Source organism: Nocardiopsis sp. LDBS1602 (assembly GCF_035818715.1).
In the GTDB taxonomy this organism is placed as follows: domain Bacteria; phylum Actinomycetota; class Actinomycetes; order Streptosporangiales; family Streptosporangiaceae; genus Nocardiopsis; species Nocardiopsis alba.
Map to the genome: position 1 here is coordinate 1345246 of NZ_JAYLVW010000001.1, position 16167 is coordinate 1361412.

Genomic DNA, 16167 nt, shown 5'->3' on the forward strand with positions numbered 1-16167 from the left:
GGCCGGGACGGCCGTGTCCGGGCTCTTCGAACGGAACAAGGATGTTACAGATGGTGACGATATCGATCCGCACGGGAGTCGTCACATGACCGCGATCACCTTCGACCACACCGCCACGGGCTACGGACTGCCCCACGTCCGCTGCCTGGCCCACGCCGCGCGGCTGGCCTACAAGGACGAGACCGAGGTGGAGGAGACGGCGCGGGGCTGGGGGTTCGACCGTGTGCGCTCCTTCCGGGTGCCGCTCAGCCGCCCCTTCGTTCTGGAGGACACCCAGGCCTACGTCATGGCGGGCGACGACATGATCGTCATCGCCTTCCGAGGAACCGAGCCCGAACAGGTCCGCGACTGGCTCTCCGACGTCAACGCGCCCCAGGTCCGCGAACACTCCTGCGAGGGCCGGGTCCACTGGGGCTTCCAACGCGCCTTGGACGCGGTCTACTCGGAGCTTTCCGGCACTCTGCGGGAGTTCCGGGACTCCGACCAGACGGTGTGGGTCACCGGGCACAGCCTGGGCGGAGCACTGGCCATGCTGGCCGCCGCCCGCCTGCACTTCGCCGACGACGTCCTGGCGGACGGCGTCTACACGTTCGGGCAGCCCCGGACCTGCGATCCCGCCCTGGCTCGGGCCTACGAGCAGGCGTTCCGGGGAAGGATGTACCGCTTCGTCAACAACAACGACATCGTCGCCCAGGTGCCGCCCGAGCCGCTCTACCGTCATGTCTCCGAAGTCCGGCACATCGACGCCGGCGGACGGATCCGCGAGAAGCCGATGTCCGTCCTGGGCGGCCTGACCGACTCGTTCGAGGGGCACACCGCCGACGTGTTCTCCCCCGGCGCGGACGCCCTCCGCGACCACTCCATGAACGCCTACATCACCCACCTCGACGCCGCCGCGCGCTGAGGGGTCCACCACGTGCCCGTGGCCGTCGGTCCGGGTGAACGACCGGCGGCACGACACACAAGGACGAATACGCGTCTCGACGACCCACGTGGACGAGACTGGGCCACATGACACAGGAGAGCGCCGCTCACCCGCCCGGTCCGAGCGATCCGCTTCCCGACCTGACCGCCGAACAGTTGGACACGCTCCACCGGATCGGTCGTCGGTGGTCCCGTGTCACGCGTCCTCCTCAAGAATGGCGCGACGCCCTGCCCGTAGACCCGAACGTGGGCGACTATCCGGCGCGGCACCAGATCCGCCTGCCCCGCTACGAACGCTTCGTCACCGTGAGCGAACTGGGCGGTAAGGCACGCGCGGACCAGGTCTCCAAGGTCACCGCGCTGACCTCCACCTCCACGGGTCGAGTCGGCTCCCGTGTCCGGCGCGTGCTCCTCGGCCCCGCCCTGAAGAGCACGGCCCTGGTCCGCGAGCGGATGCGCAAGCTCGTCGCCCTGCCGGTGCTCTCCTCCGACGCGCTGTCCTCCGTCGCCTACGGCCCCGAAGCGCTGCTCACCATCCTGGTCCTGGCCGGTGCGGCCGGACTGGCCCTGTCCCTGCCCATCGCCCTCACCATCATGGTGATGATGCTGGCCGTCGGGCTGTCCTATCGACAGACCATCCGCGCCTACCCCAACGGGGGCGGCTCCTACATCGTGACCAGCGACAACCTCGGGCGGGTGCCCGGGCTGGTGGCGGCGGGCGGCCTCATGGTCGACTACGTCCTCACCGTGGCGGTGTCGATCGCCGCCGGGGTCGCGGCGGTCACCTCGGCCATCCCCTCTCTCGGCGGGGCGACCGTCCCCCCTCGGGCTCGGGGCCATCGCCCTCTTGTTGGCCGGGAACCTGCGCGGTGTCCGCCAGGCGGGCATCCTCTTCGCCGCCCCCACCTACCTGTTCGTCCTCTCCGTGGCCGGTGTGATCATCGCCGGCCTCGTCGAGGCGGCGCGTCAGGGCTTTCCGCCACCCTCGCAGCCGCAGGTCGACGCCACCACGGGCGTCACCCTCTTCCTGATCATGCGCGCCTTCACCTCCGGCGCGACCGCCATGACCGGTATCGAGGCCATCAGCAACGCCGTCCCCGCCTTCAAGCCGGTCGAATGGCGTAACGCGCGTACGTCCCTCACCTGGATGGTCGCCACGCTGCTGGCGTTGTTCGGCGGGATCATGGCGCTCGTCCTGCTCACCGGCACTCTCCCGAGGCCGAACGAGACGGTGCTCTCTCAACTGGCCCGGAACTCCTTCGGCTCGGGGTTCATGTACGTGGTCGTCCAGGCGAGCACGGCGGCCATCCTCCTGTTGGCCGCCAACACCGCCTACAACGACTTCCCTCGGGTCCTCTCCCTGCTGGCGCGCGACCACCACGCCCCGCGCCCGTTCATGCGCATGGGCGACCGCCTGGCCTACAGCAACGGGATCCTCCTCCTCACCATCGCCGCGGCCCTGATCTTCGTCGCCTTCGATGGGCGGACCACCGCCCTGATCCCCCTCTACGCGGTCGGGGTCTTCCTGGCCTTCACCCTGTCCCAGAGCGGGATGGTGGTGCACTGGTGGCGTTCCCGGGGAAGGCACTGGCGCAAGAGTCTCGCCTTCAACGCCTTGGGCGCGTGCATGTGCGCCATCGTGTTCGTGACGGCCGCGATCGCCAAGTTCACCGCCGGAGCGTGGGTGGCACTGGTGGCCGTGGCGTTGTTCGTTCTCCTGACCCTGCGCATCCGGGCCCACTACGACGAGGTCGGGCGGGCTCTGCGTCTGCGTCCGCAGAGCGCCACACTCCCCGGGAACACCGTTCCCACGCCCCTGTGCCCGCCCAAGGAGCCTCCCCCGGAGCCCCGCCCGGCGGCCGGCACCGAGGACACTTGGGAGGAAGAGGAGGCGGAGGAGACACCGGAGGAGATCCACCACCTGTCCGTGGTCGCGGTGGAGACCCTGGACCTGGCCAATATCCGCGCCCTGGCCTACGCCGCCTCACTCCAGCAGCCGGTGTTGGCCGTCCACCTCAGCCCCACGGACGAGGAGGCGGAGCGGATGACACGGTACTGGCGACACTGGGGGAACCACCTTCCCCTGGAAGTGGTGGTCTGCCCCTATCGGACGATCATCGCCCCGCTGGTGGACTACGTCGAGGCGTTGCACGAGCAGCGGCCCGACCTGACGATCACGGTGATCCTGCCCGAGTTGGTGACCTCGCGCCGATGGCACCGGCTCCTGCACGACCGAATGGCCTTCCGGCTCCGGCACGCGCTGCGTGAACGGCCCAAGATCGTCGTCACCACGGTGCCGTTCCACGTCTGATCCCGACCGGTCGCGTAGGCGGACCTCCGAGCAGGTCGGGGACACGAAGAAGGGCGTTCACCCAGGTGAACGCCCTTCGCCCGTCGGGACGGCGGGATTTGAACCCACGACCCCTTGACCCCCAGTCAAGTGCGCTGCCAAACTGCGCTACGTCCCGTGCGGTGGACCGGCGCCGTCTCCGGCGCGGCCAACGGGGAAGACTCTATCGCATCTTTCGGGGCGTTCGCACCACGAGGCACGGCCACCGAAGGACGCGCGGGGTGCGCAAGAACGGTCAAGCGCGTGACGGGCCTCCGTGAACATACTGGTCACATGAGTCAGCCCACCGCCGAACCGCCCTCGGGCCGTGATCGTCTGCGCGAACTCCTCGACGCCGTCCTGCACGAGGACAACGCCCGTCTGAGCGACATGGCCGGACAGGCCCACGCCTCGCCGTTCCACTTCAGCCGTACCTTCTCCCGGGACACCGGAGAGTCACCGGTGGCGTTGCGCCGCCGGGTACTGCTGGAGCGGGCCGCCTGGCAGATCGGACAGGGCACCACCGTCACCGACGCGGCCTTCACCGCGGGATACGAGTCGGTGGAGGGGTTCATCCGGGCGTTCTCACGCGCCTTCGGCCATCCGCCGGGCGCGACCACCAAGGGCAGCGGACGGTGGCTGGAGGCGCCCAACGGCGTCCACTTCCATCCGCCGTTCCACCTGTGGGTGGAGGAGGGCTCGCCGCGGCGGAACGGCATGGAGCCGACCGTGCTCCAGATCCACCACGACGTCGACGACACGACCCACCTCATCGAGCTGGCCTCGCGCCTGTCGGAGCAGGAGTACCGCGCCACGCGCGCCCCCGGCCGGACCGTCCTGTCGTGGGACGGACCCGAGGAGTCGATCGCCCGCACGCTGGAGCTGCTGGTGAAGAGCAAGGAGGTCTGGCTGGCCTCCATCGAGGGAGCGGACTTCCCCGAGCCGGCCGCCGACGACCCGGAATCGCTCCGGGAGAGGCACCATGCGGCGGGGGCTCGGTGGATCGCCACCGTCGACGACATCGGACGCCGAGGCGCCTGGGGCGACCGGCTCATCGATGCCCTGTGCGACCCGCCGGAGAGCTTCTCCCTGGTGGGCGTCGTGGTGCACGTGCTCACCTTCGCCGCGCACCGCCGCCAGCTCGTGCGACAGATGTTGCGCGAGGCGGGTGTGGCGGTGGATCACGGAGACCCCATCGAATGGCTACAGAGACACTACGGAGGAACGACATGACCAGGACCGTCTACGAGACCGCCACCAGCCTGGACGGGTTCATCGCCGACCCGGACAACTCACTGGACTGGCTGTTCGCTGTGGAGGGCGCGCAACCGGGCGAGGAGAATTCCGAGGCGATCGACAGCACCGAGGCGTTCATCAGGAGCGCCGGGGCGATCGTGTTGGGGGCGACCACCTACGAATGGATCCTCACCCATGAAGGGGGCGACCCATGGCCCTACGAGGCGGCCACCTGGGTGCTCACCCATCGCGACCTGCCCCGGGTGAAGGGGGATCTGCGTTTCGCCCGGGCGGACACCGACGAGGAACTGCGCGCTCTGCACGCGGAGATGGTCCGGGTCGCCGACGGCCGGGACATCTGGGTGGTGGGCGGAGGACGGATCGCCGCCGACCTGGCCCGTCTGGGGCTGTTGGACGAGGTGCGGGTGTCGATCGCGCCCATCTCCCTGGGCGGGGGCGCGCCCCTGCTGGACGGGCGCGTCGAACTGCGCCCCCTGGAGGTCGAGCGGGCCGGCGCCTTCGCCTGTCTGCGCTATGAGGTGGTCAAGCCCTGACCAGGAGGGGTGGCGTGCCCGTCGGTCGACTCGACCTCGGCCAGCAGGCGCGCCGCCTCGGCCACCTGGTCCTCATCGAGCACGGCGATCCCGTGCTCTCGGAGCAGGTGGGCGGTGACCCCCTCCCCCGGCACCTTGACCCCGGAGAAGGTCCCGTCGTAGACCTCGCGTGACCCACAGGAGGGGCTGGACTGTTTGAGCAGGGCCACGGCGACCCCGTGAGCCCGGGCGGTGGCCAACGCGGAACGGGCACCGGAGACGAAGTGCTCGGTCACGTCCACGCCCTCGGGGGTGAGGATGCGTGCCCGGCCGGCGAGCACGTCCGCGGCGTCGGCGCCGGGTTCGATCTCCGCCGGGGGCCGGGGCACCGGCAACCCCCCGGAGATCTCGGGGCAGTGCACGACGAGTCGCCCCTCCCGCCGCCAGCGTTCGACCGCGGCGTCGTCCACCGGCTTGGCCCGACCGTCGTAGCGGACCCTGCGCCCCATCAGGCAGGCGCTGACCAGCACTTTACGCATGCGACCACGCTACCCTCCGGCCGACACGTTCAAATCCCACGGTCCCCTCGCACATGGTGCTTATGTAGGTACGCAAGGTGACGCGACCGAGGGAGAGACGTGAGCGACACACGACCCGGAGGCGGCTCGTCCTCCGACGATGCCCGAAGCCTGCGGACCGAACATCGCACCACACGCAAGGCCGTCACCGCGGCCGCGATCGGTAACGCGACCGAATGGTACGACTTCGGTGTCTACAGCTACCTGGCGGTCACGATCGGGCTGGTCTTCTACCCCTCCCAATCGGGGGGCGTCCAGCTCATCGCCACCTTCACCACCTTCGCGGCGGCGTTCCTGGTGCGTCCGCTCGGCGGTATGTTCTTCGGCCCCCTCGGAGACCGGATCGGGCGTAAGCACGTACTCGCCTTCACCATGCTGTTGATGGCGGTGAGCACCTTCGCGATCGGCCTGATCCCCTCGGCCGACACCATCGGCATCGCCGCACCGATCCTCCTGTTGCTCGCCCGCATGACACAGGGCTTCTCCACCGGAGGCGAGTACGGCGGCGCCACCACCTTCATCGCCGAGTACGCGCCCGACAGACGCCGCGGTTTCCTCTCCTCGTGGCTGGAGTTCGGCACGTTCAGCGGCTATATCGGCGGCGCCGGCATCGTCACCCTGCTGACGTTGTTCCTCGGCGACGAGACGATGCTGGCCTGGGGTTGGCGCATCCCCTTCCTGCTGGCCCTGCCGCTCGGCGCGATCGGTCTGTACCTGCGGGTCAAGCTGGAGGAGACCCCCGTCTTCGACCAGAACACCGACGGCTTCGCCAAGGACGCCGGTGGCGCGCGCCGCAAGGGGCAGCTCCGCGAGACCATCCTCGAGCAGGGGCACGCCATCCTGCTGTGTCTGGGCCTGGTGATGGTCTTCAACGTCAACAACTACATGGTGACCGCCTACCTGCCCACCTACCTGGACTCCTCGCTCGGCTACAGCACCACCATGGGGCTGGTCGCGACCTTGGGCGCGATGGTGTTCATGCTGGCCGCCGTGACCCTGGTCGGAAGGGCGAGCGACCGGGTGGGTCGCAGGCCCATCCTGTTCTCCGGCAGCCTGTTCGCGATCGTGCTGTCCCTACCGGCCTTCTGGCTGCTGCAACAGGGGAACCTGTGGTCGGTCGCCTTCGGTGTGCTGGTCCTCGCCATCACCCTGGTGCACTTCTCCGGGGCCGCCCCGGCGGCTCTGCCGGCCTTCTTCCCGACCAAGGTCCGCTACGGCGCCCTGGCGATCAGCTTCAACATCTCGGTCTCACTGTTCGGTGGCACGACCCCGTTGATCTCGGAGTCGCTGGTGCAGTCCACCGGCAACCTGTACGCCCCGGCCTGGCTGCTGATGATCGCCGGCGCGGTGGGCGTCGTGGTCGTATGGCGGATGCCCGAGAGCGCGGGGCGTCCGCTGCCCGGGGCACCGGCCATCCCGGTGCCGGAGAAGATCGCGCGGGGCGCCTCTCCCACCCCTCCCCATCCCCGGGACGGGGAGGACTCGGAGTGGCGCTCGCCCGGAGGCAACGTGCGCAGGCTGCCCTCCGAGTCCGACTGACCCGAACGCGCCGAGGGCGCTCCGTCGGTGCGACGGAGCGCCCTCGGCGCGTTCGCGGGGGCTCAGCCCTCCCGCTTCTCGTCCTCGCCCGTCTCACCGGGGTCGTCGGTGTGCTCCCGGATCGCCGACATCAACAGCGACGAGGATTCGAGCTGACCCATGAGCCGGTCGACCGTCATCAGGGCGAGCCCCTGCGCGGGGTCTCCCAGGACGAGTAGTTTGTCGCCCGGCGCGATGCCCAGGTCTCGGCGGGCCTTCGCCGGCAGCGAGATCTGACCGCGTTCGCTCACGGTCACCGCGCCGTAGAACCCCCGGCCACCGGGCCCGTAGGAAGCGCCGTCCTCCTTCTCGGCCACCTGGTCACCACCTTCTCCACATGTTCCGCACAGCCTATCAAGCGGATCATGCCGGGCCCCGGCTCCGTTTCCCCCTCTCGACCGCGCCATGCTTTACATGATTTACATGACATATCATGTACGAGAACGCCTCGCAGAGGAGGAACCGTGACCACCAGCGCGCCCCGAGCGCTCGCCCCCGATCTGGCCCGTGGCGCCATGCTCCTGGCCATCGCCTTCGCCCACGCCCCCTTGTACGTCCTGGCCATCGACCACGGCCCCCTCGCGGCGAACCGGATCGCCCTCGCCTTCCACGACCTGTTCGTCGGCAACCACGCCCGACCGATGTTCGCGTTCCTGTTCGGCTACGCCCTCGTCCAGATGCTGGAACGCCGTACCTCCCGAGGCGACGACCCTGCCGACGTCCGGGCCATGCTGCGCCGCCGAGGTCTGTGGCTGATCGTCTTCGGCACGGCCCACCTCCTCCTGGTGCCCATCGACATCCTGGCCGCCTACGGAGTCGCCTCGCTCGTGCTCGTCGGCCTCCTCCGAGTACGGGACCGCACCCTGCTGTGGGGCGGCGCCCTCACCCTGATCCCCGGCACCCTGCTCTCCGGTCTCCCGCTGCTCCTGGCCCTCCCCCAGGGCCTGACCACCTTCGACATCGGCGCGCTGACCCTCCCCGCCGGCGGTGACACGGGCTCCCAGTACCTGGAACGCCTCCCCGGCGCGCCGATCGGAACGTTCGTCGGAACCGTGCTGGTGACGCCCGGTGTGATCGCCGGCATGTGGGCGGCCCGGCGCGGACTGCTGGAGGCCCCCGAACGCCACCGAGCCTTCCTGATCCGCGCCGTCGTGGCGACCATGGTGATCTCTTGCCTGGGAGCCCTGCCCTCGGTCCTGGCCCAGACCGGCCTGTGGCAGCCCTCGACGACGGCCGCGCTCTGGACCGCGGCCATGCTCCAGCCGCTCACCGGCTACTTCGGCGGCTTCGGCATGGCCGGGGCCATCGCGCTGATCGCCCTCCGGGCCGCGCGGACCCGGGGCCCGCTGACCACCGCGGTGGTCGCACTGGGACAGCGCTCCATGACCTTCTACCTGTTCCAGAGCGTGGCGTTCATGGCGGTGTTCGCCCCCATCGCCTTGGGCCTGCACGACCGCGTGGGACTGAGCGGAGCGCTGGTGGTGGCCACGCTCGTCTGGCTGGTGTCGTTGGGCGCCGCCGAACTCATGCGCCGTCGAGGCCTGCGAGGCCCCGCGGAGAGTCTGCTCAGGCGTCTGGTCTCCGGCGGGACCACTCGATCGAAGGCACCGGCCTCGACCTGACCCCCGGAAACGCCACGAGGGCCCACCCGGAACGATCCGGATGGGCCCTCGGCGCCGTCGAAGAGGGTCAGCGGCGCCCGCGCTGATTGCGGTCGGGACGCACGCTGCCCTTGGAGGCACGCCCCTGAACACCGTTCTTCTTCTCCCGAATGCGCATGCTGATGTGCACCGGGGTCCCCTCGAAGCCGAAGTCCTCGCGCAGACGACGCTCGATGAACCGGCGGTAGTTCTCCTCGAGGAAACCGGTCGTGAACAGGATGAAGTGCGGAGGGCAGGCACCCGCCTGGGTCGCGAACAGGATCTTGGGCTGCTTGCCGCCGCGCACCGGCGGCGGGGTGGCCGCCACCAGCTCCTTGAGCCAGTTGTTGAGCTGCCCGGTCGGGATGCGCTGGTTCCACCCGTTCAGGCTGGTCTCGATGGCCGGAACGAGCCGCTCCATGTGCCGGCCGGTCGCCGCGGAGATGTTCACCCGGGGGGCCCAGGAGACGCGGGAGAGCTGCCGGTCGATCTCCTTCTCCAGGTAGATGCGGCGCTCCTCGTCGAGGATGTCCCACTTGTTGAAGGCCAGGACCAGGCCGCGGCCGGCCTCGACGACCTGCTCCACCACCCGGATGTCCTGTTCGGCGAGCGGCTCGCTGACGTCCATCAGCACCACCGCCACCTCGGCCCGCTCCAAGGCCGTGCCGGTCCGCATCGTCGCGTAGTAGTCGGCTCCCTGAAGGGCACGGAACCGGCGGCGGATACCGGCGGTGTCGATGAACTTCCAGGTCTTGCCGCCCAGCTCGATCAGCTCGTCGACCGCGTCCCGGGTGGTCCCCGCCACCGAGTCCACGACCACGCGGTCCTCGCCGGCCAGCCGGTTGAGCAGGCTGGACTTGCCCACGTTGGGACGGCCGAGCAGGGCCACGCGCGGCGGGCCGTCCTCACCGTCACGATCGTCGTCGCCCTCCGGGACCTCGGGGAACGATGACACCAGGGCGTCGAGGAGATCGCCGGTCCCACGACCGTGCAGGGCGCTGATGGGGAAGGGCTGGCCCACACCGAGGTTCCACAGGTCGAGGGCGTCCGCCTCCTGCTGCCCGCCGTCGACCTTGTTCGCGGCCAGGACCACGGGACGCTTGGTGGCGCGCAGGACGCGGGTGACGGCGGCGTCGGCGTCGGTGATGCCGACCGTCGCGTCCACCACGAACAGGATCACGTCGGCGGTCTGCGCGGCGTACTCGGCCTGACGGGCGACCATCGCGGCCAGACCGGCGACACTGGTCTCCCAACCACCGGTGTCCACCAGCGTGAAGCGCCGGGTCTGCCACTCGGCGTCGTAGGCGACGCGGTCACGGGTCACACCCGGCACGTCCTCGACCACGGCCTCACGGCGGCCGAGGATCCGGTTGACCAGACTGGACTTGCCGACGTTGGGGCGGCCCACGACCGCGACGACCGGCAGGGCCGGCTCGGGCCCCTCGGACTCGTATCCGATGTCGGACACGTCGAACTCACTCATTGCTCATAACTCCCGGTTGCAGGACCCCGCGCGCCCAGGATGCGTGCCGCGAGGCCACGAAGATTCGACGCGATCGCCACGTGAATCGATGGGGGCGCCCGTACGGGCGCCCGTGACCACCCTGAGGGAAACCCCTCGGGCGGGTGTCGTGATTCCCCCGAAGGGGAGGGTGTGGCCGGGCTCTCCCGGCCGGTACTACTCGCCGCCGGCCTCGTCGGCCAGCTTGACCACCAGGGCGATGACCTCGTCCAGGGTCAGCCCCGTCGTGTCCAGCTCCAAGGCGTCCTCGGTCCGGGTCAACGGAGAGTGCGCGCGGTTGGAGTCCAGACGGTCACGACGGGCCAGGTCGGCCTGGGTCGCGGCCACGTCGCCGGTGCGGACCTCCTTGCTGCGGCGCTGCGCGCGCGCCTCGGCGCTGGCCGTGATGAACAGCTTCACCGGGGCCTCGGGGGCGACCACCGTGGTGATGTCGCGCCCCTCGACGACGATGCCCGCGCTCTCGACACGGGCCGCCTCGATGACCTCGCGCTGGGTGCGCACGAGGAGCTCACGGGCCTCGGGCACGGCGGAGACCGCGCTGACGTTGGTGGTGACCCGCTCGCCGCGGATGTCCGCGGTCACGTCGTGGCCGTCCACCTTGACGGTGGGGTCGCCCGGGTCGGTGCCCATCGTGATGACCGGACGAGAGACCTCGGCGGCCACCGCCGCCGGGTCGGAGACGTCCACCCCGTGGTGCAGCATCCACCAGGTCAGAGCCCGGTACATGGCGCCGGTGTCGAGGTAGCGCAGTTCCCGCGCCTTGGCGACACCCTTGGCCGTGCTCGACTTGCCCGACCCGGAGGGACCGTCGATGGCGATGACGATTCCGGTGCCCTGCGCGCTCACTACTGCTGTCTCCCTCGAAGGTCCGCTTTGATCGACGCCTCAGCCTACCCGCGCGACGGGCGCCCTCGGACCAACGATCAGGCGCCGGGGTGCACCGACCAACCGTCCGCGGACAGGGCCTCGGCCAAGGTGTCCAGAACCTCGGGCAGCACGTACAGCTCGGCCACGCCCAGCGGCAGTCCGGGGCTGTGCTCGATCCGTACGTCCTCGATGTTGACCCCGGCGGTGGCCGCGGCCGCGAACAGCCTCCCCAACGCCCCTGGTTCGTCGGGGATGACCACCGGCATGACGGTGTACTCGGGACGGCTCACCGACCCGTGTTTGCCGGGGATGCGCCCATGCCCCGCGCGCCCCCGCGACAACAGGTCCCGCACCGGTTCCAGAACGTCGACGCCCTCGGCCGCCCCCGCCAGGGAACGCAGGGCCTCGGCGGTGGCGGCCAGGTCCTCGGCCACCTCGGCGAGCACATCGGCCACCGGAAGGGCGTTGTGGGAGAGGATCTCCTCCCACATGGCCGGGTCTCCCCCGGCGATCCGGGTGACGTCGCGCACGCCCTGACCGGCCAGGGCCAGGGCCGTCTCGTCCCCTCCCGACAGACGCGCGGCCACCGCGGAGGAGGCCACGTGCGGGGCGTGCGAGACCAGGGCCACCGCGCGATCGTGGGCCTCGGCGTCCAGGATCAGCGGATCGGCGCCGCACACCCGGGCCAGCTCGATCACCGCGGCCACCGAACCGGGGTCGGCCTTACCGGTGGGACACAGGGCCCAGGAACGCCCCAGGAACAGGTCGGCGCGGGCCGCGCCGGGGCCGTGCTTCTCCCGTCCGCCCATGGGGTGGCCGGGAACGAAGGTCGCCATGTCGCATCCGGACCGTTCGGCCTCGCGCAGCACGCTCGCCTTCACACTGGCCACGTCGGTGTACACCTGGGCCAGTCCTCGGTTCTGGGCGTCGCGCAGCACCGCCGGCACGACGGCCGGCGGCGCGGCGATCACCGCGAGGTCGGCCGGGGCCGAGGAGGCGTTCTCCTCCAAGGGGCGGCCGGCGCCGAGGTCACAGGCCAGTCGCAACGAGGAGGCGTCCGGATCCGAGAGGGCGACGTCCACGTCATGGGCGCGCAGGGCCAGCGCGATCGACGTACCGATCAGACCGGTACCGATCACCGTGACCCGCCGCAGATCGCTCCGGCGCCCCTCGGCGTCCTCGTTCACCTTCACCGTTCCCCCGGCCCCCCGACGTGTGTCCACGCCACCAGCGTACGGCCTCTCCGGCCGTGGCTACTGCGCGATGTCCAGGCGCAACGCCTGGGCGCCGCGCAGGTAGACGTGCTGGACCTCGGAGCGGGGGCGCTCGGTCTCCACGTGCGCCATGAGCCGCACCACACGCGGTAGGGCGTGCGGGACCGCGATCTCGGTCGCGCACATCAACGGGACGTCGGAGAAACCGACCTCGCGCGCGGCCAACGCCGGGAACTCGCACGTCAGGTCGGGGGTGGCGGTGAACAGCACGCTGATCACGTCGTCCGTGGTGAGACCGTTGCGCTCCATCACCTCGGAGACCAGTTCGGCCGTGGCCTCCAGCACCTGCTCGCGTTCGTTCGCATCGACCTGCACCGCACCGCGGATGGCCCGTACCGCCACGTTCTTCCCGCCTCGTCGTCGTCTCTCCCCGCTCCCCGAAGGAGAACGGCGGCCGCCCCACCATGGGACGGCCGCCGTCAACTGTATCGACAGACTCGGGTCACAGACCCGCGACCTTGTACAGTTCGCCGATCTCACGCGAGCTCAGCGCGCGCATCGTGCCCAGCCTCAGGGTGTTCAGGTCGATCGGGCCGACCTGGGTACGGGCCAGGTCCGTGACCGGGTGGCCCACCTCCTCCATGAGACGACGCACGATGTGCTTGCGCCCCTCGTGGAGTCGGATCTCCACCATGGCCTGCTGGCTGTCGTTGTCGACCACGCGGAAGGAGTCGACCTCGACGGGGCCGTCCTCCAGCTCGATGCCCTTCTCGATCTCGCGCACCACACGGTGCGGCACCGGGCCGGGCACCTTCGCGATGTAGGTCTTGATGACCTTGTAACGCGGGTGCGTGAGCCGGTTGGCGAGCTCACCGTCGTTGGTCAGCAGGATCAGACCCTCGGTCTCGGTGTCCAGCCGACCCACGTGGAAGATGCGCTCCTCGGTCTGCCCCGTGTAGTCGGCCAGGGTCGGACGACCCTGGGGGTCCCACATGGTGCTGACCACGCCACGCGGCTTGTTCAGCGCGAAGTACAGCTTGTCCGGGGCGGTGACCACACGCATGCCGTCGACCCGGATCTCGGAGGCCTCCGGGTCCACCCGGGCGCCGAAGCGACGGACGATCTGACCGTCGACGCTGACGCGACCGGCGGCGATCATCTCCTCGCTGGCGCGACGGCTGGCGACACCGGCGGCCGCGAGGGCCTTCTGTAGACGGATGCCGTCGGGGACGTCCGTGTAGGTGTCACGGTCCTCGCCGGAGTGACGGTCCTCGTCGCGCGGGTCGTAGTCGGCGCGCAGCGCGTTGAGACGCTCACGGGCCGCCTTGGAGAGCTGGTTCTCGCTCTTGACCGCGCCACCGGCCGGGGCCTGGTCGCGACGTCCCTGGTAGCGGTCACGACGGTCGTCACGGCCGGAGGAACGACGGTCGTCGCGGCGCGGACGCTCGTCACGGTCGAAGCGGCCACCGCCACCACGCCGATCGTCACGCCGGTCCTGGGGACGGCCACCGCCGCGCCGGTCGTCACGACGATCGTGGGAACGACCGCCGCGGTCGTCACGGTCGAAGGAACGGCCACCGCGGTCCCGGTCGTCGCGGCGCGGGCGCTCATCACGGTCGAAGCGGCCACCGCCACCACGCCGGTCATCACGCCGCTCGAAGGAACGACCACCACGGTCGTCACGACGGTCATAGGAACGGCCACCACGGTCATCGCGACGATCGCGATCACCGCGGAACCCACCACGGTCCCGGTCGTCACGGCGCGGACGCTCATCACGGTCGAAGCGGCCACCGCCACCACGCCGATCGTCACGCCGCTCGAAGGAACGACCACCACGGTCGTCACGGTCGTCACGGTCGAAGGAGCGACCACCGCGATCCCGGTCGTCACGGCGTCCCTGGAAACCACCACGCCGGTCGTCGCGTCGCTCGAAGGAGCGGCCACCACGGTCATCGCGACGGTCACGGTCACCGCGGAACCCACCACGGTCCCGGTCGTCACGGCGCGGACGCTCATCACGGTCGAAGCGGCCACCGCCACCACGCCGGTCATCACGCCGCTCGAAGGAACGACCACCACGGTCGTCACGACGGTCATAGGAACGGCCACCACGATCGTCACGCCGATCACGGTCACCACGGAACCCACCACGGTCCCGGTCGGGACGTCCGCCACCCCGGCGGTCGTCACGGTCGAAGGAACGGCGGCCTCGGCCGCCTCGGTCGTCATAGTCGCCGCGCTCACCGCGCGGGGCGTATCCGCCCCGCTCACCGCGGGGACGGTCGTTATCAGTTGTGCTCACCGGTGTCGTCAAGACCTTCGATGTCGTCGGGGAGGAACGGCGCCAGATCAGGCAGCTCGTCGAGGCCGCGCAGGCCCAGCCGTTCCAGGAAATAGGAAGTGGTCCGGTACAACAGGGCACCGGACTCGGGGTCGTGACCGGACTCTTCGATCAGGCCCCTCAGTACGAGGGTACGCATGACCCCGTCACAGTTGACCCCGCGTACCGCGGAGACCCTGCCACGGGAGACCGGCTGACGGTAGGCGACCACCGCCATCGTCTCGAGGGCCGCCTGGGTCAGGCGTACCTCCTGCCCCTCCTTGAGGAAGTGCTCGACGATGTCGGCGCATTCGGGACGCGTGTACACACGCCAGCCCTCGGCCACCGCCCGTAGGTCGAAACCACGGCCCTGTTCGGTGTATTCCCGTGACAGGTCCTCCAGGGTACGCGTGACCACGTCGAGTGGGACACCCAACGCCTTGGCCAGGTCGTACTCGGACACCGGCTGGTCGACGACCATGAGGACCGCCTCCAGGTCACGGCGCAGGGTCGGCGGCGCCACGGCCGCCTCGTCCGTCCCGGCGTACTCCGTCGTCATCGTCCGTCCCCCGTATCGGCGGGTGCCACCGCCTCGTCGTATTCGGTCTCCACCTCGACCTCACGGTCCCCTCCGGTCCAGGTCACGATGAGCTCGCCCAACGGTTCGGGCTGGTCGAACCCCACGTTCGAGGCGCGGTACAGCTCCAAGAGCGCCAGGAAACGGGCCACCACCTCGAAGGTTCCGGTACAGCCCGCCGTGAGCCGGGCGAAGGACAACCGTCCGTGCTCTCGCAGCTCGGCGACCATCAGCTCGCCCTGCTCCTTGACCGAGGTCTTGGTCTGGTGGATGTGCGTGACCGGGACGCTCGGCGGCTCCTTGGGGGTGAACACCATCCCCGCGAGAGCCGCGAACTCCTGAGGGCCCAGCTTGAACAGCACGTCGGGACGCATCCCCGCGAACCGTTCCTCCAACGGCACGGCCCGGGCGTAACGGCGCCCCTGCGAGGCCAGCCGCTCGCGCATATAGGAGGCGACCTCCTTGTAGGCCCGGTACTGGAGCAGCCGGGCGAACAACAGGTCGCGCGCCTCCAACAGGGCCAGATCCGCCTCGTCCTCCACGTCCCCGCGTGGAAGCAGCCGCGCCGCCTTCAGGTCCAACAGGGTGGCCGCCACCAGCAGGAAGTTGCTGGCCTGGTCCAGATCCCAGTCGTCACCGTGCGCCCGGATGTGCGCGATGAACTCGTCGGTGACCTTCGACAGGGAGACCTCGGTGATGTCGAGCTTGTGCTTCGAGATCAGCGCGAGGAGCAGGTCGAAGGGGCCCTCGAAGTTGTCCAGGTGCACCTGGAAGGCGTTCTCGTCGACCTCGTCCACGCCCCCGGCGGACGGAGGGACCCCCTCCGGGTCAGTCGCCATGGCGGGC

Annotated in this window: 15 protein-coding genes and 1 tRNA gene; 6 read left to right on the top strand and 10 right to left on the bottom strand. The window is 70.1% G+C overall.

The genetic code is table 11. From position 1 onward, the window contains the following. The first annotated feature begins 85 nt into the window (after window positions 1-85). The gene (locus tag U9J66_RS06145) at window positions 86-904 is read left to right on the top strand and encodes a lipase family protein (protein ID WP_326337276.1); all 819 of its coding nucleotides are present in this window, start codon (window positions 86-88) and stop codon (window positions 902-904) included. A gap of 870 nt (window positions 905-1774) precedes the next feature. Next, on the top strand, window positions 1775-3235 hold the full coding sequence (locus U9J66_RS06155) for an APC family permease (RefSeq protein ID WP_326337277.1): 1461 nt from the start codon (window positions 1775-1777) through the stop codon (window positions 3233-3235). A gap of 83 nt (window positions 3236-3318) precedes the next feature. Here the strand turns inward: U9J66_RS06155 and U9J66_RS06160 are convergent. After that, window positions 3319-3392: transfer RNA gene (locus tag U9J66_RS06160), tRNA-Pro, on the bottom strand. Between the two features lie 155 nt (window positions 3393-3547). Here U9J66_RS06160 and U9J66_RS06165 point away from each other — a divergent pair. Together U9J66_RS06165 and U9J66_RS06170 are read left to right on the top strand one after the other, a co-directional pair. Then, window positions 3548-4486, top strand: coding sequence for a helix-turn-helix domain-containing protein (locus U9J66_RS06165; RefSeq protein ID WP_326337278.1), 939 nt, complete (start codon window positions 3548-3550; stop codon window positions 4484-4486). Further along, entirely contained in the window at window positions 4483-5043 is a 561-nt protein-coding gene (locus U9J66_RS06170) for a dihydrofolate reductase family protein (protein ID WP_017534017.1), read from the top strand. Before U9J66_RS06165 ends, U9J66_RS06170 begins: the two co-directional genes overlap by 4 nt. Here the strand turns inward: U9J66_RS06170 and U9J66_RS06175 are convergent. Continuing rightward, window positions 5022-5561, bottom strand: a complete 540-nt coding sequence (locus tag U9J66_RS06175) for a DUF523 domain-containing protein (protein ID WP_017534018.1) — start codon at window positions 5559-5561, stop codon at window positions 5022-5024. The genes U9J66_RS06170 and U9J66_RS06175 overlap by 22 nt on opposite strands. A gap of 99 nt (window positions 5562-5660) precedes the next feature. Between U9J66_RS06175 and U9J66_RS06180 the strand changes: the two genes are divergently transcribed. Further along, a complete protein-coding gene (locus U9J66_RS06180; RefSeq protein WP_042280933.1) occupies window positions 5661-7139 on the top strand; it encodes an MFS transporter in 1479 nt (492 codons plus the stop codon). A 62-nt stretch (window positions 7140-7201) separates the two neighbouring features. Here U9J66_RS06180 and U9J66_RS06185 read toward each other — a convergent pair whose 3' ends face one another. After that, a complete protein-coding gene (locus tag U9J66_RS06185; protein ID WP_014908618.1) occupies window positions 7202-7495 on the bottom strand; it encodes an AbrB/MazE/SpoVT family DNA-binding domain-containing protein in 294 nt (97 codons plus the stop codon). A 147-nt stretch (window positions 7496-7642) separates the two neighbouring features. On the opposite strand from U9J66_RS06185, the gene U9J66_RS06190 reads away from it, so the two are divergent. Further along, window positions 7643-8800, top strand: a complete 1158-nt coding sequence (locus U9J66_RS06190) for a DUF418 domain-containing protein (RefSeq protein ID WP_326337279.1) — start codon at window positions 7643-7645, stop codon at window positions 8798-8800. Between the two features lie 67 nt (window positions 8801-8867). On the opposite strand, the gene der is transcribed toward U9J66_RS06190, so the two are convergent. The 7 genes from der to U9J66_RS06225 form a co-directional block, all read right to left on the bottom strand. Beyond that, window positions 8868-10301, bottom strand: coding sequence for a ribosome biogenesis GTPase Der (gene der / locus U9J66_RS06195; RefSeq protein ID WP_042280939.1), 1434 nt, complete (start codon window positions 10299-10301; stop codon window positions 8868-8870). A gap of 195 nt (window positions 10302-10496) precedes the next feature. Next, window positions 10497-11186 (bottom strand): (d)CMP kinase, encoded by a 690-nt coding sequence (gene cmk, locus U9J66_RS06200; RefSeq protein ID WP_017534023.1) that lies wholly within the window; start codon window positions 11184-11186, stop codon window positions 10497-10499. 77 nt (window positions 11187-11263) lie between these two features. Then, window positions 11264-12430: a prephenate dehydrogenase gene (locus tag U9J66_RS06205; protein WP_442789846.1), complete on the bottom strand. Its 1167-nt coding sequence runs from the start codon at window positions 12428-12430 to the stop codon at window positions 11264-11266. A 30-nt stretch (window positions 12431-12460) separates the two neighbouring features. Further along, a complete protein-coding gene (aroH, locus tag U9J66_RS06210) occupies window positions 12461-12823 on the bottom strand; it encodes a chorismate mutase (RefSeq protein WP_017534025.1) in 363 nt (120 codons plus the stop codon). A 100-nt stretch (window positions 12824-12923) separates the two neighbouring features. Further along, the gene (locus tag U9J66_RS06215; protein WP_326337281.1) at window positions 12924-14726 is read right to left on the bottom strand and encodes a pseudouridine synthase; all 1803 of its coding nucleotides are present in this window, start codon (window positions 14724-14726) and stop codon (window positions 12924-12926) included. Beyond that, window positions 14713-15303: an SMC-Scp complex subunit ScpB gene (gene scpB / locus U9J66_RS06220; protein ID WP_014909296.1), complete on the bottom strand. Its 591-nt coding sequence runs from the start codon at window positions 15301-15303 to the stop codon at window positions 14713-14715. Before scpB ends, U9J66_RS06215 begins: the two co-directional genes overlap by 14 nt. Beyond that, the gene (locus tag U9J66_RS06225) at window positions 15300-16160 is read right to left on the bottom strand and encodes a segregation and condensation protein A (RefSeq protein ID WP_026124903.1); all 861 of its coding nucleotides are present in this window, start codon (window positions 16158-16160) and stop codon (window positions 15300-15302) included. The genes scpB and U9J66_RS06225 overlap by 4 nt, the downstream gene beginning before the upstream one ends. Window positions 16161-16167 lie beyond the last annotated feature (7 nt).